Genomic DNA, 21,835 nt, shown 5'->3' on the forward strand with positions numbered 1-21,835 from the left:
ACCGCGCACGACGTCAGCCGCATCCTAGCCAGTGGCCCACCTCACACCTAGCGGCGCCGAGGCGCGGACCTGTCGCCGCCAGCCCGTAGGCTGACCGCGTGCGGGCGATCACGACGGAGGCGGAGACGCCGACCGGTCTCGTCCGCCGGGCGCGCAAGATCGACCGGGTCCTCGCCCAGACCTATCCCGACGCCAAGTGCGAGCTCGACTTCGACAACCCGTTCGAGCTGCTGGTCGTCACCGTCCTGAGCGCGCAGACCACCGACAAGCGGGTCAACCTGGTTCGGCCGACGCTGTTCGCCGCCTACCCCGACGCCCGGGCGATGGCCGCCGCCGACCGCGCCCACCTCGAGCAGATCGTGGGACCGCTCGGCTTCTTCCGGGCCAAGACCGAGTCGCTGCTCAAGCTCAGCGCCGCCCTCGTCGAGCGGTACGACGGCGAGGTCCCGCCTCGGCTCGACGACCTGGTCACGCTGCCCGGCGTCGGTCGCAAGACCGCCAACGTCGTGCTGGGCAACGCGTTCGGCATCCCCGGCATCACGGTCGACACCCACTTCGGTCGACTCATCCGCCGGCTCGGCTGGACCGAGGAGACCGACCCCGTCAAGGCCGAGCACGCCATCGGCGCGCTCTTCCCCAAGCGGGACTGGACGATGCTCAGCCACCACCTGATCTGGCACGGCCGCCGGGTCTGCCACGCCAGGAAGCCGGCGTGCGGCGCCTGCCCGATCGCCCGCTGGTGCCCGTCGTACGGCACCGGACCGACCGACCCGATCGAGGCGGCGAAGCTGGTCCGCACCGAGGGACCCAACTGATGCGGGCGGTCCTGCTGGCACTGCTCGCGACGGCGGTGCTCCTCACCGGCTGCGACCAGGGCGAGACGTCGAGCGCGTGCCAGGTCGACGTCGACACCCGCGAGCTGCGCGAGCTCAAGGCCGCGGCGGCCATCGAGGACTGCCCGGAGGGAGGGGGCGACGCCGACCTCCCCGACGTCGAGCTGGCCTGCCTCGGCGGCGGCACCGCGGGTTCGCTGTCCGAGATCGAGGGACCGGCGATCATCAACTTCTGGGCCTCCAACTGCCCTCCCTGCGTGAAGGAGATGCCGGCGCTCGCCGCCTTCCACGAGCAGTACGGCGACCAGGTCGCCGTCGTCGGCGTCGACTACCTCGAGACCTACCCCGGCGCGGCGCTCGAGCTGGCCAAGCGCAGCGGCGTGACCTACCCCTCCTTCGCCGACGCCTGCGGCGACCTCCAGGAGACCGACCTGGCGATCCCGGGCCTCCCGGTCTTCGTCTTCGTACGCGACGACGGCTCGGTCGAGCAGTCCTCGGGTGGAGTGGAGACGGTCGCCGAGATCGTCGAGCTCGCCGAGGACAAGCTCGACGTCGACCTGGCCCGGGACTCAGTGTGACCGACCAGTTCGCCGTACCCGACGACCTGCCGGACTGGCTGCAACCGGTGGCCGAGGCCGCCAATGCGATCGAGGGCACCGACCTGACCGCCTTCCTGCCGCCGCCTGGGTCCGACCCGCGCCGGGGCGCGGTGCTCATGCTGTTCGGCGAGACCGACGGCCGGGCCGACCTGCTGCTGACCGAGCGCGCCCACGACATGCGCTCCCATCCCGGCCAGGTGTCCTTCCCCGGCGGGACCATCGACCCCGGGGAGAGCGCGGTCGACGCCGCGCTGCGGGAGGCGCAGGAGGAGATCGGGGTCGACCCGGCGGGCGTCGCCGTGTTCGGCGCGCTGCCCGAGCTCTGGTTGCCGCCGTCGAACTTCGCGGTGACCCCGGTGCTCGGCTGGTGGCGTGACCCGCACCCGGTCGAGGTCGCCTCACCCGACGAGGTCCATGAGATCCACCACGTGGTGCTGGAGGAGTTGTTCGCGCCGGACCGACGGATATCCGTGCGGCACCCGAGCGGCTGGACCGGACCGGGCTTCCTGATCGGCGACAACCGCGACGTCATCCTGTGGGGCTTCACCGGCGGGATCATCACCCGGTTCTTCGACTACCTCGGCTGGCTGCCGCAGGTCTCCGCGCCGCCGGTCCACGAGCTGCCCGACTACATGCTCGCGGAGTACCAGCGACGCGTGGACGAGGCCGAGGACGGCGAGGCCGACAGCCTCGACATCCTCGAGCCCGGCGAACGAGGCGGGGCCTGATGGGCCTCAACTTGCTCGACTGGCTGCTCGTCGTCCTCGTGCTCGCCTACGCGCTGTCCGGTTACTGGCAGGGCTTCGTCACCGGCGCCTTCGCGACCATCGGCCTGCTGGTCGGAGGCTTCCTCGGCATCTGGGTCGCACCGATCGTGCTGGGCGGCGCGAGCCCGTCGCTCGGCGTCTCGCTCGGCGCGCTCTTCATCGTGATCCTCGGCGCGTCCTTGGGCCAGGCCCTGCTGCAGTACGCCGGCGCCCGGGTCCGTGAGCGGATCACCTGGCAACCCGTGCGTGCCGTCGACGCGGTCGGCGGCGCCGCGCTGTCCGCGGTCGCGGTGCTGCTCGTCGCCTGGGCACTTGGCTATGCGATCTCGGGCACCCGGATCGGCCCGGTGACCGAGCAGGTCCGCAGCTCGTGGGTGCTCGGCAAGGTCAACACCGTGCTCCCGGCCTCCGCTCCCAACGTGCTGCAGGCCTTCAACCAGGTCGTCGGCATGGGTTTCTTCCCCCGCTATCTCGAGCCGTTCTCGCCGGAGCGGATCGTCGACGTCGCCCCTGGTCCCAACCGGCTCAGGAACGACCCCCAGGTGCTGGCCACCGAGGCCAGCGTCCTCAAGATCCGCGGCGCCAACGACTGCGGCCGCGGCGTCGAGGGCACCGGGTTCGTCTTCGATCGCAACCTGGTGATGACCAACGCGCACGTGGTGGCGGGCGTCGACGACCCCGAGGTGGAGATCGACGGTGGCACCGAGCTCGCCCGGGTCGTCCTCTACGACTCGGAGCTCGACATCGCCGTCCTCAGCGTCGACACCGGCGGCGCGCCGATCCTCCAGTTCGACGAGTCGGCCGGGCCCGAGGACCCGGTCGCGATCGTCGGCTACCCGCAGGACGGGCCGTTCGACGTCCAACCCGGCCGGATCCGGGACAACCCGACCCTGCGCTCGCCCGACATCTACGGCTCCGGCACCGTCCTTCGCGACGTGTTCTCGCTGCGCGGACTGGTGCGGCCGGGCAACTCCGGCGGACCGATCATCACCCCGGACGGCGACGTCGCGGGGGTGGTCTTCGCCGCCTCGGTCGAGGACGACGACACCGGCTACGCGCTGACCGCCGAGCAGGTCGCCGAGAGCGCCGCCGAGGTCGAGGACAGCGACTCAGAGGTCGACACGGAAGACTGCGCCGCATGAGCGTCTGACTGCCCGAGCGCGTCGCAGTTGGCGCGGTCTAGGGTTGCGGCTGCTCGGCGGCTACCAAAGGGGACGATCGTGACGAACCAGTACGTCAGTTATGCATTTGCCGATGGCGCCGCCCGGATCACGTTGACCGCCGGCGACCGCGGCAACCCGATCGAGCCGCAGTCGACCCGGCAGCTCCACGAGGCCGTGCTGCGGGCGAAGGCCGACGGCGCGCGGGTGATCGTCCTCGCGGCCGAGGGACGCTTCTTCTCCGTGGGCGGCGACCTCAGCGCGTTCGCCGGTGCCGACGACCCCAGCGCGCTGCTCCTCGACCTCGCCGAGTCGGTCCACCGGGTGGTCACCGAGCTGGTCCGCAGTGACGCGATCGTGGTGAGCGTGGTGCACGGCACGGCTGCCGGCGGCGGCTTCCCGCTGGCCGCGGCCGCGGACATCGTCCTCGCCGCCGACACCGCGAAGTTCAGCCTCGCCTACGCCAAGGTGGGCCTGAGCCCCGACTGCGGCGGCAGCCTGCTCGTCCACACCCTCGGGCTGCACCGGGTGCTGCGGCTGGCGCTGCTCGGCGACGTCCTCACCGCGCAGGAGGCGGCCGACGCGGGCCTGGTCGCCCGCGTCGTCCCGGCCGACGACCTGGCAGCGGTCGCCGACGACGTGGTCGCCCAGCTGCTCGCCGGGTCACCGGGTGCCTTCGCCGCCGCCAAGCGGCTGGTGCGTGGTGTCGCCGAGCCGGCCCCCGAGGCGGCGCTCCGCCGCGAGGCGGAGTCGATCAGCGCCCTCGCCGGGTCGCCGAACGGTCAGGAGGGCATCGCCGCCTTCCTCGAGAAGCGCCGGCCCCGGTTCTCGTAGGCGCTAGTTCGTCTCGGGCCCGACGGTGACCGGGGGTTCCGCGCCGGTGGCCACGGCGGCGAACCGGTCGACAGCGATCTGGAGGTACGCCGCGTCGTCGAAGTAGTTGTACGTCGGGAAGTTGACGCTCAGCACGATCGCGATGTGCGGCCCCGTGCGGGCGAGCAGGTAGCGGGTCTCGATGTCGAGGTCGGTGCCGTCGGGCGTGGTGATGGTCCCGTCGAACTCCACGAGAAGCTGGTCGTCGATCGCATCGTTGGTGATCGTCTCGTCCGCGGTCAGCGTCCCTTCCCACTGATCGCCGTCATCGTCGGTGCCGTTCACGCTGGTGCACCCGGCGGCCGTGGCCTGGGCTGCATCCACGAACGAGGTGGCGTCCGCTTCGTCGGCCACCGACCCGGCGGCACTGAGCAACGTGGTGAGGGAGTCCTCCTCGAAGTCGTACTCGGCCCGAGCCATGGCCGCGAACAGGTCGTCGGGCACCTGGGCCATGCCCGCGAGGCACCCCACGCTCCCGAACCCGATCTCGGACTCGCTCGACACCTCGCGCCACCCCGGGCTCAGGTTCTCGTGGGCGAGGACCGCCTCGTTCAGCTGCTCCTCGGTCAGCGGTGTGGTGGACGCGGGAGTGTCGGTCGGCGTCCCCGCGGTCTCGGTGACGACAACGGTCACCGGGTCGTCGGCACCGTCGGTCCCCTCGCCGCCGCAGGCGACGGACTGGACGACCAGCGGGAGGCTGACGGCGGCGCCGAGGACGCGGCGCGAGAGAGGAGACGAGTGCATCGGATCGACCTTCCGGAGTCGGGACGGCCGCCCGAGTGCTGACCACGGTCAGGATGCCCCGTCCCGCAGGGCGCGAACACATCCCTGAGAACGATTTGCCCCGGGGTCAGGCGGCGTCCGCCGGGCCGGGGGCGGTGGTCGGCTCCGGCTCCTCGCCCTCGACCACGTCGACCAGGCGCTCGACGGCGATCTCCGCCCACGCCTGGTGCTCGGTCGTGCGGGACTGGGTGTCGGTCGTGCTGATGGACGCGACGTTGGGTCCGACGCGGACCGCCGTCTGCTCGAGGTAGATGTCGAAGCTGACACCGTCGGGCGTCGTGATCGTGCCGCTGCCGGAGACGCTGTACTGGTCGTCGACGTCGTCGTAGACCTGCTCGTCGGTGGTCGCCAGCGTGACGTTCCACTCGTTGCCGTCGCTGTCCGGTCCGGTGACGGTCGTGCACGCGGAGATGACGCTCTGCACCTGGTCGAAGATCGCCGTGATGGCGGCCTCTTCGGCGTACGCCGACACGGTGCTCTCGACCGTCAGCACCTCACCGAAGCTGAACTCGGTGCCACCCCGATCCTGTCGGTCGAGCTGCTCGGTGAGGGTCTCCACGCCGGCGAGGCATCCCGGGGCAGTGCCCTCGTCGTCGGTCGACGGCTCCGACGTCCAGCCCTCGCCCATGTTGTCCGGCTGGAGCACCGCCTGGGCGATCTGGTCGGCGGTCAGCGCTGCGGCCGGGGTGTCCTGCTCCTCGCCGTCGGAGTCCGAGTCGGAGTCGTCGTCGCCGCAGCCCGCCGCCAGGGCCGAGACCAGCGCCAGGACGGCGACGGGAGCGAGAGCACGGGCCACGCCGCGGCGCGGACGGACGACAGCAGTACGCACGGGTACCTCCGGGGGTGGGGTGAGGGGGAGATCAAACCACGCGCCGGCGACCGGTAGAGGTAGAACAGGTTACAGTTCTGCGGTGGCTCCGTCCGTCTTCAGCCCCGTCGGCCTCGGCCCGGTGCGGCTGCGCAACCGGACGGTCAAGGCCGCGACGTTCGAGGGGCGGACGCCGGACGGTGAGGTGACCGACGCCCTCATCGACTACCACCGGGCGCCCGCGCGCGGCGGCATCGGTCTGACGACGGTGGCCTACCTCGCCGTCGCGCCGGAGGGCCGCACCCACGCCGAGCAGATCGTTCTCGGACCGCGGGCGCTGCCCGGGCTCACGCGGCTGACCGAGGCCGTGCACGACGAGGGCGCCGCCGTCGCCGGTCAGGTCGGGCACGCGGGTCCGGTCGCCAACGGGCGCTCCAACGGCATCCGCGCGATCTCCGCCAGCTCGCTGCCCAGCCCGCTGTCGATGCAGATGATCAAGACCGCCACCGAGCAGGACCTCACCCGGGTCACGAGGGCGTACGTCGACGCCGCCCGGCTCCTCGTCCGCGCCCGGTTCGACGTGCTCGAGCTCCACATGGCGCACAGCTACCTGATCTCCTCCTTCCTCGCGCCGGGACTGAACCGCCGCAAGGACCGCTGGGGTGGGCCGCTCGAACGCCGCGCCCGCCTCGCCCGGCAGGTGGCACGCGCCGTACGGGAGGAGGTCGGTGACGCCATGGCGCTCACGGCGAAGGTCAGCGTCTCCGACGGCTTCCGCGGGGGAGTCACCACCGACGAGGGCCTGGAGCTCGCGCGACTGCTCGAGGCGGATGGCCATCTCGACGCGCTCCAGCTCTCGGGCGGGTCGTCCCTGATGAACCCGATGTACCTCTTCCGTGGCGAGACCCCGGTCGCGGAGTTCGCCGACGCCATGCCGCCGATCGTGAGGTGGGGCATGAAGACGCCGTTCGGACGGGGGTTCCTCAAGCGGTACGAGTTCGAGGAGGGCTACTTCAGGGACAAGGCGCTCCGCTTCCGGCACGAGCTCTCGATGCCGCTGATGCTGCTCGGCGGCATCAACCGGCTGGACACGATGGAGCGGGCGATCGCTGACGGCTTCGACTTCGTCGCCATGGGCCGGGCGGTGCTGCGGGAGCCCGACCTGGTGAACCGGCTGCAGCTCGGGATCTCCCGCGCCGGCATCTGCACCCACTGCAACCGGTGCATGCCGACGATCTACACCGGCACCCGCTGCGTGGAGTGGGGCCCGGGCGAGACCATCCCCGTCGCCTGACCGCCCGATTCGCCGTGGTCAGCCCCCGATCCACGGTGGTCAGCTCCGGATTCGACGTCTCGGTATCCAGAAAGTAGAACCTGTTCTAGTATCCACGCATGTCGCAGGTGATTCCCGAGAAGCCGCTCCGTGTCGTCGTCTGGTCCACCGGGACCATCGGGAGGCACGCCATCGCGGGCGTCGATGCCCATCCCGATCTAGAGCTGGTCGGAGTGTGGACCTCCACCGAGGCGAAGAGCGGCGCCGACGCGGGCGAGCTCGCCGAGCTGGGACGGGAGCTCGGCGTCAAGGCCACCACCGACCGCGACGAGCTGATCGCGCTGCGGCCGGACTGCATCGTGCACGGCGCGATGACCGACGACCGGGTCTTCGAGTCGATCGAGGACCTCACCGGCTTCATCCGCGACGGGGTGAACGTCGTGTCGAGCGGGCCGGTCATCCTGCTCCACCGCACCGGCACGCTGCCGGACGAGATGATCGCGACCATCGACGAGGCCGGCCGGGAGGGCGACGCCAGCCTCCACGTCAACGGCATCGACCCGGGCTTCGCCAACGACGTGCTGCCGCTGGTGATGACCAGCCTCAGCCAGCGGATCGACCACATCAAGGTCAGCGAGATCGCCGACTACTCGACCTACTACCAGCCGGTGGTCATGCGCGACCTGTTCGGGTTCGGCGAGCCGATGGACGCCAAGCCGCTCTTGTGGGAGCCCGGCATCCTCACCACCGCGTGGGGTCCGGTCGTCCGGCTGATCGCGGCCGGCCTGGACGTCGCGCTGGACGAGCCACTCGTCGAGGAGGTCGAGCGGCGGCCCGCGCCGCGCTCGATCAAGACGGTCTCCGTCGACATCGCCGAGGGCACCATGGGCTCGGTGCGGTTCCGGGTCATCGGCACCGTCGGCGGTGTCCCGCGGATCACCCTCGAGCACGTCACCCGCACCGACGCCAGCGCCGAGCCCGAGTGGCCGGTGCCGAACGAGGGCGACGGCTGCTACCGGATCGAGATCACCGGCGAGCCGCGGATGAAGGTGGAGTTCAGCCACCACGGAGAGCACGGCGACCACAACGTCTCCGGGATGATCGTCACCGCCCAGCGGCTCGTGAACGCCGTCCCCGCCGTCGTCGCGGCCCAGCCGGGCCTGGTGAGCGCGCTCGAGCTCCCGCTGATCACCGGCCGGGGACTGGTGAGCAAGTGAGCATCCTCGACCGCTTCCTGCTCACCGACCACGTCGCCGTCGTCACCGGCGCCGGTCGCGGCATCGGCGCGGCAACCGCGATCGCGCTCGCCGAGGCGGGCGCCGACGTCCTGATCTCCTCCCGCACCGAGGGCCAGCTCGAGGGCGTCGCGGACCGGATCCGTGCGGCCGGCAGGCGGGCGCTCGTCGTACCGGCCAACCTCGCCCACACCGAGGCGGTCGCCGGCCTCGCGCAGGCGGCGTACGACGAGTTCGGGCGGCTCGACCTCGTCGTCAACAACGTCGGCGGGACCATCCCCAACGCCTTCCTCGACACCGACGTCGCCTACCTCGACGAGGCCTTCCACTTCAACGTGAGCACGGCGCACGCACTGACCCGGGCCGCGGTGCCGCTGATGCTCGCCTCCCTCGGCGATCCCGACGAGCACCGGCAGAAGTCGGTCGTGAGCATCAGCTCGATGATGGGCCGGTCCGCCGGCCGCGGCTACCTGGCCTACGGCACGGCGAAGGCCGCGCTCGCCCACTGGTCGCGACTGGCTGCCACCGACCTGGCCCCGCGGATCCGGGTCAACGGGATCTACGTCGGGTCGGTGATGACCAGCTCGCTGGAGTTCGTCGCCGGCGTCCCCGAGACCAGGCAGCAGATGGAGGAGGCCACCCCCCTCGGCCGGATCGGCGAGGCCGAGGACATCGCCGCAGCCGTGGTCTACCTCGGCTCGCGCGCCGGCCAGTACGTCACCGGCAAGATGCTCGAGGTCGACGGGGGTCTCCTGTCCCCGAACCTCGACCTGAACCTGCCCGACCTCGAGCCGAGCACCGCTGAGAGCCCTCAGTAGGGTGCGTGGATGAGCTCAGGTGTCAGTACCGGTGTCGCCGTCTCGCCCGACTCCGGCGAGCACTGGGCTGCGGAAGGTGCGTGGGAGGTCACGACCGGCATCTACCGGATCCCGCTCCCGCTGCCCATGGACGGGCTCAAGGCGATCAACGTGTACGTCGTCCAGAGCCCGGGTGACGGAGACGGACTGACCCTCATCGACGGCGGGTGGGCGATCCCGGTCGCCCGCGAGCTGCTCGACAAGTGCCTGCGCTCCATCGGCTCCGGCTTCGGCGACATCCGGCGGTTCCTGGTCACCCACGTCCACCGCGACCACTACACGATGGCGACCGTCCTCGGCCACGAGTACGGCGCCGACGTCACTCTCGGTCTTCCCGAGAAGCCAGGCCTCGACCTGCTGCACGCGGCCGGGCGGGGCGAGTTCGACGGCGGCAACCCGTTCAGCGGCGTACTCCGGTCGGCGGGCGCGGTCGAGGTCGCGGAGGCGTGGGAGCTCGGGCGACGCGTGGAGGACCTGCCCGACCCGGTCGACTGGGCCTATCCGCACACCTGGCTCGACGGTGACGTGACGGTGCAGGTCGGCGCCCGGAGCATCGACGCCGTCCACACCCCCGGCCACACACCGGGCCACTACGTGTTCGCCGACCGCGCCGACGGGCTGCTCTTCGCGGGCGACCACGTGCTGCCGACGATCACGCCCTCGATCGGGTTCACGGTGCCGCCCGAGCCCGACCCGCTCGGCCACTTCATGGCGTCCCTCACGAAGGTGCGCGGGCTCCCCGACCTGCGGATCCTGCCCGCCCACGGGCCGGTCGCGCCGTCGACGCACGCCCGCGTCGACGAGCTCCTCGAACACCACGAGCACCGGCTCGACCAGTGCCTGGCCTCGTTGCGGTCGCGTGGCACCACGGTCGCGGCCCTCGTCGCCACCGACCTCGGCTGGACCCGGCACGAGCGGTCGTACGCCGAGCTCGACCTCTTCAACAAGGGGATGGCGGCAATGGAGACCAAGGCCCACCTCGACCTGCTGGTGGCCCGCGGGCAGGCCACCTGCGACGTGAGCGAGGACGGCGACGTCTACGCCGTCGCCGACTGATCCGTCACCAGCGCCGGGGTGGCGTTCGCCGCGGCGAGCGGCGACCCGCGGCGCCAGGCGCCGGGCGTGCACCCGTGCGCCCGGCGGAATGCCCGGTTGAACGCGGCCTCGGACCGGTAGCCCACCCGCGCGGCGACCGCGGCCAGGCTGAGGCCGCCCGCCTCGACGAGCTGGGCGGCGAGGTCCATCCGCCACGAGGCGACGTACGCCATCGGTGTCTCGCCGAGCACCGCCACGAAGTGGGCAGCGAACGCTGACCTCGACATCCCCGCTGCTGCCGCGAGTGCGGGCAGGTCCCAGGGCCGCTCGGGCGCCGTGTGGAAGGCGCCGATCGCGGCTCCCAGGTGAGGGTCCCGGACGGCGGCGACCCAGCCGCGCTCGGGGGAACTCGTCCTCAGCCACTCCCGGACGGCGTGCACGACCAGGACGTCGGCCAGCCGCGTCGTCACCACCGAGCTGCCGGCCAGTGGCGAGTGCGCCTCGTCCGCCATCAGCTCGATCGTCGAGCGCAGCCAGGCGCTGCGCCCGCCCGACCCTGGGTGCAGCACCGGTGGCAGGCTGGCCATCAGCCGGCCGACGGCGAGGTCGGTGAACTCCAGGGCGCCGCACACCAAGGTGGTGGGGGTCCCGCCGCCGTCGATCCGGATCCGTTCGAACCGGTCCGTCTGCTCCAGCCGCGGGACGTCGAAGAGCGGCGTCCGGGGCGCGTCCTCGTCGGAGTACCCGACGTGGCCGGTTCCGTGCGGGAGCAGCACGATGTCGCCGGGCCCCATCGCCACCAGCTCACCGTCGACCTCGAGCACGGCGGTCCCCGCCGCCACCAGGTGGAACAGCACGGTGCCGGGCATCGGGGGCAGGTCGATCCCCCAGGGGGCGGTGAGCTCGGAGACGCAGTAGAAGACCCCGGTCATGCCGAACTGGCCGAGCGTGTGGGTGAGGACGTCGTCGGACATGGACCCTCCCGCCTGGACGAATGAGCAAGAAACTACGTCATGCGGACATTGTTCGTCCAGCCCCGATGGCGGATCGTCGGAGTCACTGGAAAGACCACTCCGAGAAGGGAAACGACATGAAGATCTTGGTGGTAGGTGGCAGCCGCGGCACCGGCGCGGCGGTGGTGCGTACCCTGGCGGCGGACGGTCACCTGGTGACCGCGTTCGCGCGGTCCGCGAGCTCGGCCGGCCTCGGTGAGCACGGCGTCGTCGCGTTCGACGGCGACGTGATGGACGCAGACGACCTGGGCAAGGCGATGATCGGCCAGGACGCCGTGGTGGTGACCCTCGGCATCAGCGACAACCCGCTCAAGGTGCAGTACCTCCGGCGCGCGAGCACCCCGCTCGACATCCGGTCGGCCGGCACCCGGAGGGTCGTCGAGGCGATGCAGTCCGCGGGGCTGCGCCGGCTGGTCGTGCAGACGGTGTACGGCCTCGGTGAGGGTCGCCGGCACCTGGACCTGAAGTGGAAGCTGATCTTCGGCCTGCTCCTGCGACCGCAGATCCGGGACAGCACCGTCCAGGAGCAGGTGGTCCGCGAGAGCGGTCTCGACTGGACGCTGGTCCGGCCGGTGGCGCTCACGGACGAGGAGACCACCGCCCCGGCCCATGTCGACGCGCAGGACGAGCGGCTCGGGCTGCAGGTCGCCCGCGCCCAGGTCGCACGGGTCTTCGCCGACGTGGTCGACGAGCCGACCTCGGTCGGGAAGACGCTCAGCGTTTCGAGCTGAGCCGCATCGGCGTGTGCGGGATGCCGTCCTCGAGGAACTCGTCCCCGTCGACGGCGAACCCGAAGCCGGCGTACCAGTCCGCCAACGGCGTCTGCGCGTCGAGCACGACGTCTCGGAGCGGGTCCTCCCTCCGGCAGTGACCGATCGCGGCCCTGATCACGCCGTCGGCGAGACCACGCCCGCGGGCCGGTCTCGCCAGGACCACGCGACCGATCCGCCAGGCCGTCGTGTCGTCGAGCACCCGGGCGTAGCCGAGCAGCGCACCGCCCTCGTCATGCATCAGCACGTGACCCGTGCCGGGGTCCCGGTCGCGCCCGTCGAGGTCCAGGTAGGGGCACTCCTGCTCCACGACGAACACGTCCTGGCGGAGTCTGGCGACGTCGTACACCTCGCCCGCGGTCAGGCCCGCGAACCGAACGACCCGGATGTCCATGTCCGAAATCTAGGGCCTACTCTGGAGGGACAGACAGGGGAGCACGGCAGCGTGCTGAGAGTGCGGGCAGACCCGCAGACCCTCCGAACCTGCTCCGGCTAGCACCGGCGAAGGGAGTCCACACCGATGCACATCCGTCCTGCGATCGCGCTGGCTGTTCTGACCATGATCGCGCTGATCGGCACCAGCTGCTCGCTCGGCAACGACAACGGCGACGCGGCCGACGTCGCGGCCGGCGAGTGCGGCGAGGTCGTCCTCGTCACCCACGACTCGTTCGACCTGCCGAAGAAGGTCGTCAGGGACTTCGAGGAGGAGTCCGGCTGCACGCTCACCCACAGCCCGGCCGGTGACGGCGGCGAGCTCACCAGCAAGCTGACGGTCACCCAGGGCGACCCCATCGGCGACGTCGCGTTCGGGGTGGACAACACCTTCGCCGGCGCCGCGCTCGACGAGGGCGTCTTCGCGCCGTACGACGCCGAGCTCCCGGCCGGCGCCGACCAGTACCGGCTGCCCGGCGACGACGCCGGCGTCCTGACGCCGATCGACAACGCCAGCGTCTGCGTCAACGTCGACACCGCCTGGTTCGCCGACCAGGGCATCGAGCCGCCGACCACCCTCGACGACCTGACCGACCCGGCCTACCGCGACCTGTTCGTGACCCCGGCCGCGACCACCAGCACCCCCGGCCTGGCGTTCCTGCTGGCGACCATCGGCGAGTACGGCGACGGGTGGTCCTCCTACTGGGAGGACCTCCTCGCCAACGGCGCCAAGGTCGTGAAGGGATGGGAGGACGCCTACCTGGTCGACTTCTCCTTCTCCGGCGGCGACCGGCCGATCGTGCTCTCCTACGACACCTCCCCGGCCTACACGGTGAAGAAGGGCGAGTCGTCGACGGCAGCACTGCTCGACACCTGCTTCCGGCAGGTCGAGTACGCCGGCGTGCTCGACGGCGCCGCCAACCCCGAGGGCGCCGAGCGGGTGGTCGACTTCCTGCTGAGTCCCGAGGTGCAGGAGGCGCTGCCGACGAGCATGTACGTCTTCCCCGTCGCCTCCGACGCCGCGCTGCCGCCGGAGTGGGCGGAGTTCGCCGAGCAGCCGACCGCCCCGATCGAGGTCACGCCCGAGGAGATCTCCGACCACCGTCGTGAGTGGCTGACGGAGTGGACGGACATCACCTCGCGATGACCGGGGCGCCCCTGAAGCGCCTCGCCGGCCTGCTGGCGCTGGCCGCGGTCCCGACCGCGGTGCTGGCGGTCTTCTTCCTGCTCCCGGTCTGGGGGATGCTCCAGCGCGGGCTGTGGTCCGAGGGATCCTTCGACCCGGGTGCGCTGCTCGACGTGCTTGCGCAGGAGCGGACCCGCGACGTCATCTGGTTCACGCTCTGGACCAGCACCGTCTCGACCGTCGTCGCAGTCGTCATGGGCCTCCCGGCCGCCTACGTGCTGCACCGGCTGGCGATCCCGATGCGGAGCGCGGTGCGGGCCGCCCTGCTGGTGCCGTTCGTGCTGCCGACCGTCGTCGTCGGCATCGCGGTCCGTGAGCTGGTCTCCGAGTCCGGGCCGCTCGGCTTCCTGCACCTCGACGGCACCCCGGTGGCCATCCTCATCGGCCTGGTGTTCTTCAACGTCGCGGTCGTGATCCGCACCGTCGGCACGGCCTGGGAGAGCCTCGATCGGCGCCCCGCCGAGGCTGCCGCGGCGCTCGGTGCGTCGCCGCTCCACGTGCTGACCACGGTCACCCTCCCGGCGCTGCGACCGGCGATCGTGTCGGCCGCCGCGGTCGTCTTCCTCTTCTGCGCGACCGGCTTCGGCGTGGTGCTGATGCTGGGTGGCACCCGCTACGCATCGGTCGAGACGGAGATCTACCTGCTGACGACCGGGGCGATCACCGGGACCGTCGAGTACCAGGCCGCCGCCGCGCTCTCGCTCGTGCAGCTGGCCGCGGTCGTCGTGCTCCTGGCGGTGGCGGCCCGGCTGCGGGCGGTGCCGGACCCGACCGTACGGCGGGCGAAGGCCGCTCCCGCGCGGCCGCAGCGGCACGACCTGCCCGCCGTCGTCGCGACCGGACTGGTGCTGCTCGCGATCGCGACTCCGGTCGTGACCCTCGTCGTGGGGTCGCTCCGGCGCGACGGCGCGTGGACCCTGGTGCACTACCGCGCGCTCCGCGGCAGCGGCGAGGACGTCGGGGCGTCCGGGATGGAAGGAGGTCTGCTCCGGGTGCCGGTGACCGAGGCGCTCGCCAACTCGCTGCGGATCGCCGTCGACGCCACCTGGATGTCGCTGCTGCTGGGACTGCTGGTCGCGTTCGTCGTGACCCGCAAGACCCGCAGCCGGACCGAAGCCTCGGTCCGGAACGCGTTCGACGGTCTCTTCATGCTCCCGCTCGGGGTCTCGGCCGTGACGCTCGGCTTCGGTTTCCTCATCACGCTCGACGACCCGCCGCTCGACCTGCGCTCCAGCGCCCTGCTGGTACCGATCGCCCAGGCGCTGGTCGCGCTGCCGCTCGTGGTGCGGGTCCTGGTGCCGGTGCTGCAGGGCATCGACGACCGGCAGCGACAGGCCGCCGCGGCGCTCGGCGCCGGCCCGCTGCGGGCGCTGCTCACCGTCGACGTGCCCGTGCTCTGGCGACCGCTGCTCGCGGCCGCCGGTTTCGCGTTCGCGGTGTCGCTCGGCGAGTTCGGCGCCACGTCGTTCATCGTGCGCGCCCAGGTGCCGACGCTGCCGGTCGTGATCTACCGCCTGATCGGCAGCCCCGGGGAGCTCAACTACGGCACCGCCATGGCGGCTTCAGTCGTGCTGGCCGCCGCCACCGCGCTGGTGATCCTCCTCGTGGAGCGTTTGCGCGTGCCCGGCGTAGGGGTGATCTAGCAATGCTGCAGCTCGAGCGCGTGACCGTCGCGTTCGGTCACCACGTCGCCGTGGCCGGCGTCGACCTGCGGGTCGACGACGGACACGTGCTCGCCGTGCTCGGACCGTCCGGCAGCGGGAAGTCCTCGCTGCTGCGCGCGGTCGCCGGACTCGAGCCGCTCCGGGCAGGAGTGGTCCGGTGGGACGGCACCGACCTCGCCGGCGTGCCCACTCACAAGCGCGGTTTCGCGCTGATGTTCCAGGACGGCCAGCTCTTCGACCACCTGACCGTCGCCCGCAACGTCGGGTATGCGCTGCGGCTGCGCGGCGTGACGGGCGCGGCCGCGCGCAGCCGGGTCGACGACCTGCTCGAGCTGGTCGGGCTGGGCGGGTGGGGACCGCGGATGCCGCGCACGCTCTCCGGCGGCGAGCGGCAGCGGGTCGCACTTGCCCGCTCGCTGGCGGCCGAGCCGCGGCTGATGCTCCTCGACGAGCCGCTGTCAGCACTGGACGCCGAGCTCCGGGTGCGGCTCGCGGCCGACCTGCGGCGGATCCTCCGCGAGGCCGGCACCACCGCGCTGCTGGTCACCCACGACCAGGAGGAGGCGTTCGCCGTCGCCGACCGGCTAGCCGTGATGCGCGCCGGCGCGGTGGTCCAGGAAGGAACCACGGAGGACGTGTGGGCCCGACCGGCCGACGCCGCGACCGCCCTGTTCCTGGGCTACGCACGGGTGCTCACGGGCGCCGCCGCCCGCGCCGTGCTGGCCGCGGCCGGCCGGCCGGCGGCCGACGCGATCGCCGTACGACGCTCGGCCCTGGCCGCCCGTCGGGCCGACCCGTCGGTGGCCGCCGCCGGTGGCCTCACCGCGACCGTGCGCGCCGTACGCGCGACGCCGGACGAGGTGCGGCTGGTCGTGGACGTGGACGGGATCGGCGAGGCCGATGCCGTCGGAGCCCCGGGGTGGCTGCCGGCACCGGGCGACGCGGTCGTGCTGCGGGTCGACCCCGCCCGCCTCGCCGTCCTGCCGTCCGCGCCCACACCCTGAGCGCACGGGGGAGTGGGCTCCTAGACTCCTCCGGGTGTACCGCCGCGCCTATACCCTCCTCATCGGCACGGCTGTGGCGATCTACGTGGCGACCTGCGTGGTGGCGCTCGCCTACGACCGACCCCCCGTCGAGCCGGAGGGCAAGCTGCTCGGCCCGTCCTTGACCTGGGTCCTCGAGATGGCGGGCGGGGTGCCGACCAGCATCTGGCTGCTCAACGTGGTGCTGCTGATCGACGTTCTCCTGCGCGCACTCACGGTGCTGATCGCCGCCGTGGCGGTCGACCTCGCCGTCGGCACGGTGGTGACGCGGCGCGGAGAGCTGTTCCGGCGCGGGGGCGCCTCGGACGACGATGGGCCGTCGACGTTCGCGCTGTTCCGGGCGGCCGCCGGCGACCGGTGGCGGACCCGGTGGACCCGCGAGCGCACCCGGCTGGTCGTGGTGGGCACGGTCTGCTTCTACATGACCTACGTCTGCTACCGGAACCTGAAGTCCAACCTGCCGTTCGTGCGCCCGGATCCCAACCGGGACCCGGGCGAGGTCAAGGCGCTGTCCTACGACCGCGAGCTGCACGTCATGGACAAGGTGCTGTTCTTCGGCCACGACCCGTCCGACGTCCTCCACACGATCCTCGGGACCACGTTCACGGCGCACATCCTCAGCCAGGTGTACCTGACCTACCTGCCGCTCGTCATCCTGCTGGTGGTCGTCTGGCTGGTGTGGTCCCGCAACGTGTCCTTCGGCTACTGGTTCGTCACCTCGCAGGTCGTCGCCTGGACCCTCGGCACCCTGTCCTACTACCTGCTGCCGACCCTCGGACCCGGCATCGAGTACCCGTCGGAGTACGAGGCCCTCTCCCACACCCCCACGACCGACCTGATGAAGTCGATCACGGACGGGCGGTTCCGGGTCCTCTACGACACCACCCTCGAGGGTGCCCTCAACTCCGTCGCCGGCTTCGCCAGCCTGCACGTGACCATCACCGTGCTCTGGGCGCTGATGGTGCAGTACACCGTGCGCTCGCGGATCCTGCAGTGGGTCTTCTGGGTCAACGCCGGGCTGACCGTGATCGCCACCATCTACTTCGGCTGGCACTACGTCGCCGACGACATCGCCGGCATCGCGATCGCCATCGTCTCCTTCTATCTGGGTGGGATCGCGAGCGGCCAGAAGTTCGATCGCGGGATGAGATCGCACCCGACGACCACCACCTCGAAGGTGCCCGTCGAGCGGTCTTGACGTCGGCGACCGAGGTCACCGGGTCTCGACGCGCCGACGCGCCGACGCGCCGACGCGACCTCGCGAGCTCGGCCGCGTCGCTTGCTCGACCTCCGGTCGCCCACACGGCGCGCTCGTTCCTCGCGCACCGCTGCTCCGTGAGAATGACATCGTTGTAGTTCGCAAGCCGACACGCCGGTGGCGGTTGAGAAATCTGAGGTTTTTGTTTCCTTTGTGACGAAAGAGCACTAGCGTGCTGCGAGTTGCTCCGGTGACGGGGAAGTCCTCGGCGGCAACTGCTGCACGCTGCCGTCGACACCCAGGAGCCTTTTGTGCGTCGCCCCGTGATCGGGACCGTCCTGCTCGCCGCCGTCCTCGTGACTGCACCCGCGAGCGCCGACCCGGCCGACCCGCCACCGTCCCAGAGCGACATCCGGGAGGCAGAGCGCCGGGCCGAGGGTGCCGCCGACGACGTCGCGACCATCCAGGCCCAGATCGACACCGCCAACGCCGACCTCGAGGCCGCCGCGATCGTCGCCCAGCAGGCCGCCGAGGCCTACAACGGCGCCCGGTGGCGACTGGCGGAGGCGCGGACCGCGGCGCGACAGGCCACCCGCGAGTCCCGCCGCGCCGACCGGGCGCTGGCCACGGTCAAGGCCGACTACCGGGACGCGGTCCTCACGACGTACGTCGGCGGCAGCCCGGAGCTCGATGCGTTCAGCGCGGCGCTCGACGCCGACGGGCTGTCCTCGCTGCTCGACCGCGGGGCGACCGCGGCCATCGTCCAGGGCGAGTTCGAGGAGAAGCGGGCCGCCTACGAGGACGCGGCCGGCGACGCCGAGGACGCAGCGCAGGCAGCCGAGGACGCGGCGACCGATGCCGCGGACGCAGCGGCGGACGCCCTGACCGCGAAGCAGGACGCGGAGTCGGCGGTCGCGGCCGCCACCGCGGCTGCGGAGAGCGTCACCGCCGAGAAGACCCGGCTGCTGCGTCGGATGGCGCGGTTGGAAGGCATCAGCGTCGCCCTGGCCGAGGAACGGCAGGCAGCGCTGGAGCAGGAGCGCCAGGAGCAGGCCGCCCTCCAGGCGGAGCTGGAGCAGCAGGCCGAGCAGGAGCAGGCCGAGGAGCAGCCGCCGGCTCAGGAGGAGCCGCCGGCCGAGGAGGAGCCCCCGGCGGACGACACGGACGACACGGGCGACACCGACGACCCGGTACCGCCGCCGCCCGCCGACCAGGGTGGCGCCGCGGCCGCGGTGGCGTTCGCCCGCAGCCAGCTCGGCGATCCCTACGTCTGGGCCGCAGCCGGACCGGACGCGTGGGACTGCTCCGGGCTGACCATGGGCGCCTGGGCCGCGGGCGGGAAGTCGCTCCCGCACTACTCCGTCGCGCAGTACGAGCAGTCGACGCCGATCTCGGCCGGCGACCTCCGGCCCGGCGACCTGGTGTTCTGGGGATCGTCGAGCAGCGCGGGGTCGATCTACCACGTCGCGCTGTACGCCGGCGACGGCATGATCATCCACGCGCCGCGCACGGGCCGGCCGGTGACGCTCGAGTCCATGTACTACTGGGTACCTCCGACGCACTACGCCAGGCCGTGACTCGTCGGTAGGTTGCGGGCATGGCCAGCGACGTGCAGGAGCCGACGACCACCTACGACGAGGAGGCCTCGCCGTACGGCGAGCTCCGGCTCGACCTCCCGGCGCTGACCGCGCTGCTCGACGGTGACTACGCCGAGATCCGGGCGAAGGTGCGCGAAGGCCTCGTGGAGTACGCCTCGGTGCTCGAGGACGCGGAGACGATGACCCGCGACGAGTTCCGGGAGCGGGTCAAGGACGTCGTCCTCGAGCTCGCGGCCACGGGTCAGACCGGCATGGGCTTCCCGGAGGAGTACGGCGGCGGCGGCGACATCGGCGCCTCGATCGCGGCCTTCGAGACCCTCGGGTTCGGCGACCTGTCGGTGCTGGTGAAGGTCGGCGTGCAGTTCGGCCTGTTCGGCGGCGCGATCCTCCAGCTCGGCACGAAGCGGCACCACGACGCCTATCTCGCCGGTCTGGTGAAGGGGGAGATCCTCGGCTGCTTCGCCATGACCGAGACCGGTCACGGCAGCAACGTCCAGGCACTCGGGACGACGGCGACCTACGACCCGGAGACCCAGGAGTTCGTCATCCAGACCGGGTCGCCGGCAGCGACCAAGGACTACATCGGCAACGCCGCGAAGCACGCCCAGCTGGCCGCGGTGTTCGCCCAGCTGGTCGTCGGCGGCGAGCGCCACGGCGTGCACGCGCTCGTCGTACCGATCCGGGAGGGCGACACCGTGCTGCCGGGCATCACGATCACCGACGACGGCCCGAAGATGGGCCTCAACGGCGTGGACAACGGGCGGATCCGGTTCGACGGCGTCCGCGTGCCGCGAGACGCGCTGCTCGACCAGTTCGCCCAGGTCACCGAGGACGGTCAGTACGTCAGCGAGATCGACAACGCCAACCGGCGCTTCTTCACGATGCTCGGCACCCTCGTCCAGGGACGGGTGTGCGTCGGGGCCGCCGGCATCAGCGCGGCCAAGGTCGCGCTGACGATCGCGGTCGAGTACGGCCTGCGCCGCCGGCAGTTCGAGGCGACCCAGGACGACCGTGAGGAGATCCTGCTCGACTACGGCATGCACCAGCGCCGGCTGTTCCCCCTGCTGGCCCGCACCTACGCGCTGCACTTCGGCCAGCAGGTGCTGACCACGCAGCTGCACGACATCTTCTCCGGCGTGAACACCGACGAGCTGGCGCGCCGTCAGCTCGAGTCCCGCGCTGCGGGCACCAAGGCGCTGGCGACCTGGCACGCGACCCGCACCATCCAGGAGTGTCGGGAGGCGTGCGGTGGAGCCGGCTACCTGTCGGAGAACCGGTTCACCGCCTTGAAGGCCGACACCGACGTGTTCACGACGTTCGAGGGCGACAACCACGTGCTGCTGCAGCTGGTCGCCAAGGGCCTGCTGACCGACTACGCCAGCGACTTCGAGGACCTCGACCAGTTCGGGATGGTGCGGTTCGTCGCCGGACTGGCCGTCGAGACCGTGCTCGAGCGCTCGCGCGCCCACAAGCTCTTGGAGGGGCTGCGGGACGCGTTCGGCAGTGACAAGTGGGACCAGGACACCGGGCTGCTCGACCCCAACTACCACCGGGCGATGCTCGAGTTCCGCGAGGAGCACATGATCGGCGGCGTCGCCCGTCGTCTGAAGCGCGGCATCGACGCCGGCATGAACCCCGGCGAGGTGTTCTCCCGTGTGCAGGACCACGTCGTCGCGGCGGCGCGCGCGCACGTCGAGCGGCTGGTGCTCGACGCGTTCCTCGACGCGGTCGCCGAGCAGCCCGACGGCGACCTGAAGACGGTGCTCAACCTGGTCTGCGACCTGCACGCGCTGTCGTCGATCGAGGCGGACCGCGCCTGGTTCATGGAGCACGGGCGGCTCACCTCCCAGCGCTCCAAGGCGATCTCGCGCGAGGTCAACGAGCTCTGCCGCCGGATGCGACCGGTCGCCGGCGACCTGGTGCGCGCGTTCGGTGTCCCGCGCGAGATGCTGCGCTCCGAGGCTCTGCTCAGCTGGGGCGAGGAGTGAGACGGACCCGGATCCCCGGCCTGGGCGGGTGGTCCGAGGACCCGCTGTGGGCGCACTTCTACGACTGGTCGGTGGAGCACCGGCGGCTCGGCGGGCTGCTCTGGCGGGCCGGCATCCAGAGCGACCTCGGTCGGCTGTACGACGCCGCGGCCGAGATCGGTCGCCAGCCGACCGGCGCGCGCGTGCTCGACATCCCCTGCGGCGGTGGCGTGGCGCTGCGCGCCCTGAAGCCCGGCCAGGGCGTGGAGTACGTCGCCGCCGACATCGCGCAGACCATGCTCGACCGCACGATGCGGGCAGCAGAGCGTCGCGGCGTGGCGGACCAGGTGCGGGCCCGGCTCGCCGATGTCGGCGACCTGCCGTTCGAGGACGGGTGGTTCGACCTCGTCGTCTCGTTCACGGGGCTGCACTGCTTCCCCGACCCGGCGCGGGCGGTGATCGAGATGGTGCGGGTGCTCAAGCGTGGCGGGGTGCTGACCGGCAGCGCCCTGCTCAACGACTCCGGGCTGCACCACGAGCCGCTCCGCAGGATCGGCCGGGCCGCCGGACTGCTCGGGCCGGGCTGCACCGGCGCCGAGGTGGTCGGCTGGCTCGACGCGCAGGGGATGGCGGACGTCGTCCTCGACCGCAGCGGGGCGATCGGCTACTTCCGAGCCGTCAAGCGCGCTTAGACGGCCTCGCTATGCCGGCCCGGTGGGAGGCCGACGAGCTCGCGCTGTT

Annotated in this window: 21 protein-coding genes and 1 riboswitch; of the genes, 17 read left to right on the forward strand and 4 right to left on the reverse strand. The window is 71.8% G+C overall.

Going from position 1 to position 21,835, the window contains the following annotated elements:
* Positions 1-98 precede the first annotated feature (98 nt).
* The 5 genes from nth to SHK19_RS01360 all read left to right on the forward strand — a co-directional run bounded on the left by nth (position 99) and on the right by SHK19_RS01360 (position 4,193).
* A complete protein-coding gene (gene nth / locus SHK19_RS01340) occupies positions 99-815 on the forward strand; it encodes an endonuclease III (protein ID WP_322937635.1) in 717 nt (238 codons plus the stop codon).
* Positions 815-1,411, forward strand: coding sequence for a TlpA disulfide reductase family protein (locus SHK19_RS01345; protein WP_322457485.1), 597 nt, complete (start codon positions 815-817; stop codon positions 1,409-1,411). The genes nth and SHK19_RS01345 overlap by 1 nt, the downstream gene beginning before the upstream one ends.
* Positions 1,408-2,160 (forward strand): NUDIX hydrolase, encoded by a 753-nt coding sequence (locus SHK19_RS01350; RefSeq protein ID WP_322457486.1) that lies wholly within the window; start codon positions 1,408-1,410, stop codon positions 2,158-2,160. The genes SHK19_RS01345 and SHK19_RS01350 overlap by 4 nt, the downstream gene beginning before the upstream one ends.
* The gene (locus SHK19_RS01355) at positions 2,160-3,341 is read left to right on the forward strand and encodes a MarP family serine protease (protein WP_322457487.1); all 1,182 of its coding nucleotides are present in this window, start codon (positions 2,160-2,162) and stop codon (positions 3,339-3,341) included. The genes SHK19_RS01350 and SHK19_RS01355 overlap by 1 nt, the downstream gene beginning before the upstream one ends.
* 78 nt (positions 3,342-3,419) lie before the next feature.
* Positions 3,420-4,193, forward strand: a complete 774-nt coding sequence (locus SHK19_RS01360; protein WP_322937636.1) for an enoyl-CoA hydratase/isomerase family protein — start codon at positions 3,420-3,422, stop codon at positions 4,191-4,193.
* Between the two features lie 3 nt (positions 4,194-4,196).
* Here the strand turns inward: SHK19_RS01360 and SHK19_RS01365 are convergent, their stop codons facing one another.
* A complete protein-coding gene (locus SHK19_RS01365; RefSeq protein WP_322937637.1) occupies positions 4,197-4,976 on the reverse strand; it encodes a hypothetical protein in 780 nt (259 codons plus the stop codon).
* A 106-nt stretch (positions 4,977-5,082) separates the two neighbouring features.
* Complete coding sequence (locus SHK19_RS01370) at positions 5,083-5,844, reverse strand: hypothetical protein (RefSeq protein ID WP_322457490.1); 762 nt, start codon at positions 5,842-5,844, stop codon at positions 5,083-5,085.
* 82 nt (positions 5,845-5,926) lie between these two features.
* Between SHK19_RS01370 and SHK19_RS01375 the strand changes: the two genes are divergently transcribed.
* From SHK19_RS01375 to SHK19_RS01390, 4 genes are all read left to right on the forward strand, one after another.
* The gene (locus SHK19_RS01375; protein WP_322937638.1) at positions 5,927-7,117 is read left to right on the forward strand and encodes an NADH:flavin oxidoreductase; all 1,191 of its coding nucleotides are present in this window, start codon (positions 5,927-5,929) and stop codon (positions 7,115-7,117) included.
* Between the two features lie 98 nt (positions 7,118-7,215).
* A complete protein-coding gene (locus tag SHK19_RS01380; RefSeq protein WP_322937639.1) occupies positions 7,216-8,313 on the forward strand; it encodes an NAD(P)H-dependent amine dehydrogenase family protein in 1,098 nt (365 codons plus the stop codon).
* Positions 8,310-9,149, forward strand: a complete 840-nt coding sequence (locus tag SHK19_RS01385) for an SDR family oxidoreductase (protein WP_322457493.1) — start codon at positions 8,310-8,312, stop codon at positions 9,147-9,149. Before SHK19_RS01380 ends, SHK19_RS01385 begins: the two co-directional genes overlap by 4 nt.
* Positions 9,150-9,158: 9 nt before the next feature.
* The gene (locus SHK19_RS01390; protein WP_322937640.1) at positions 9,159-10,244 is read left to right on the forward strand and encodes an MBL fold metallo-hydrolase; all 1,086 of its coding nucleotides are present in this window, start codon (positions 9,159-9,161) and stop codon (positions 10,242-10,244) included.
* Here the strand turns inward: SHK19_RS01390 and SHK19_RS01395 are convergent.
* The gene (locus SHK19_RS01395; protein WP_322457495.1) at positions 10,226-11,197 is read right to left on the reverse strand and encodes an AraC family transcriptional regulator; all 972 of its coding nucleotides are present in this window, start codon (positions 11,195-11,197) and stop codon (positions 10,226-10,228) included. The genes SHK19_RS01390 and SHK19_RS01395 overlap by 19 nt on opposite strands.
* 116 nt (positions 11,198-11,313) lie before the next feature.
* Here SHK19_RS01395 and SHK19_RS01400 point away from each other — a divergent pair, with 116 nt between their 5' ends.
* The gene (locus tag SHK19_RS01400; protein WP_322937641.1) at positions 11,314-11,967 is read left to right on the forward strand and encodes an NAD(P)-dependent oxidoreductase; all 654 of its coding nucleotides are present in this window, start codon (positions 11,314-11,316) and stop codon (positions 11,965-11,967) included.
* Here SHK19_RS01400 and SHK19_RS01405 read toward each other — a convergent pair.
* A complete protein-coding gene (locus SHK19_RS01405; RefSeq protein ID WP_322457497.1) occupies positions 11,951-12,400 on the reverse strand; it encodes a GNAT family N-acetyltransferase in 450 nt (149 codons plus the stop codon). The genes SHK19_RS01400 and SHK19_RS01405 overlap by 17 nt on opposite strands.
* Positions 12,401-12,425: 25 nt before the next feature.
* Positions 12,426-12,533, forward strand: a riboswitch (TPP riboswitch).
* On the opposite strand from SHK19_RS01405, the gene SHK19_RS01410 reads away from it, so the two are divergent.
* The 7 genes from SHK19_RS01410 (at position 12,527) to SHK19_RS01440 (ending at position 21,786) form a co-directional block, all read left to right on the forward strand.
* A complete protein-coding gene (locus SHK19_RS01410; RefSeq protein WP_322937642.1) occupies positions 12,527-13,585 on the forward strand; it encodes a thiamine ABC transporter substrate-binding protein in 1,059 nt (352 codons plus the stop codon). (Overlaps the previous riboswitch by 7 nt.)
* Positions 13,582-15,267 (forward strand): ABC transporter permease, encoded by a 1,686-nt coding sequence (locus tag SHK19_RS01415; RefSeq protein ID WP_322937643.1) that lies wholly within the window; start codon positions 13,582-13,584, stop codon positions 15,265-15,267. Before SHK19_RS01410 ends, SHK19_RS01415 begins: the two co-directional genes overlap by 4 nt.
* A gap of 2 nt (positions 15,268-15,269) precedes the next feature.
* A complete protein-coding gene (locus SHK19_RS01420; RefSeq protein WP_322937644.1) occupies positions 15,270-16,292 on the forward strand; it encodes an ABC transporter ATP-binding protein in 1,023 nt (340 codons plus the stop codon).
* A gap of 34 nt (positions 16,293-16,326) precedes the next feature.
* Positions 16,327-17,529, forward strand: a complete 1,203-nt coding sequence (locus SHK19_RS01425; RefSeq protein WP_322457501.1) for a phosphatase PAP2 family protein — start codon at positions 16,327-16,329, stop codon at positions 17,527-17,529.
* Between the two features lie 323 nt (positions 17,530-17,852).
* Positions 17,853-19,106: a C40 family peptidase gene (locus SHK19_RS01430; RefSeq protein ID WP_322937645.1), complete on the forward strand. Its 1,254-nt coding sequence runs from the start codon at positions 17,853-17,855 to the stop codon at positions 19,104-19,106.
* A gap of 20 nt (positions 19,107-19,126) precedes the next feature.
* On the forward strand, positions 19,127-21,115 hold the full coding sequence (locus SHK19_RS01435; protein WP_322457503.1) for an acyl-CoA dehydrogenase family protein: 1,989 nt from the start codon (positions 19,127-19,129) through the stop codon (positions 21,113-21,115).
* A complete protein-coding gene (locus SHK19_RS01440) occupies positions 21,112-21,786 on the forward strand; it encodes a class I SAM-dependent methyltransferase (protein WP_322457504.1) in 675 nt (224 codons plus the stop codon). The genes SHK19_RS01435 and SHK19_RS01440 overlap by 4 nt, the downstream gene beginning before the upstream one ends.
* Positions 21,787-21,835: the final 49 nt, after the last annotated feature.

The organism is Nocardioides bizhenqiangii, assembly GCF_034661235.1.
In the GTDB taxonomy this organism is placed as follows: domain Bacteria; phylum Actinomycetota; class Actinomycetes; order Propionibacteriales; family Nocardioidaceae; genus Nocardioides; species Nocardioides bizhenqiangii.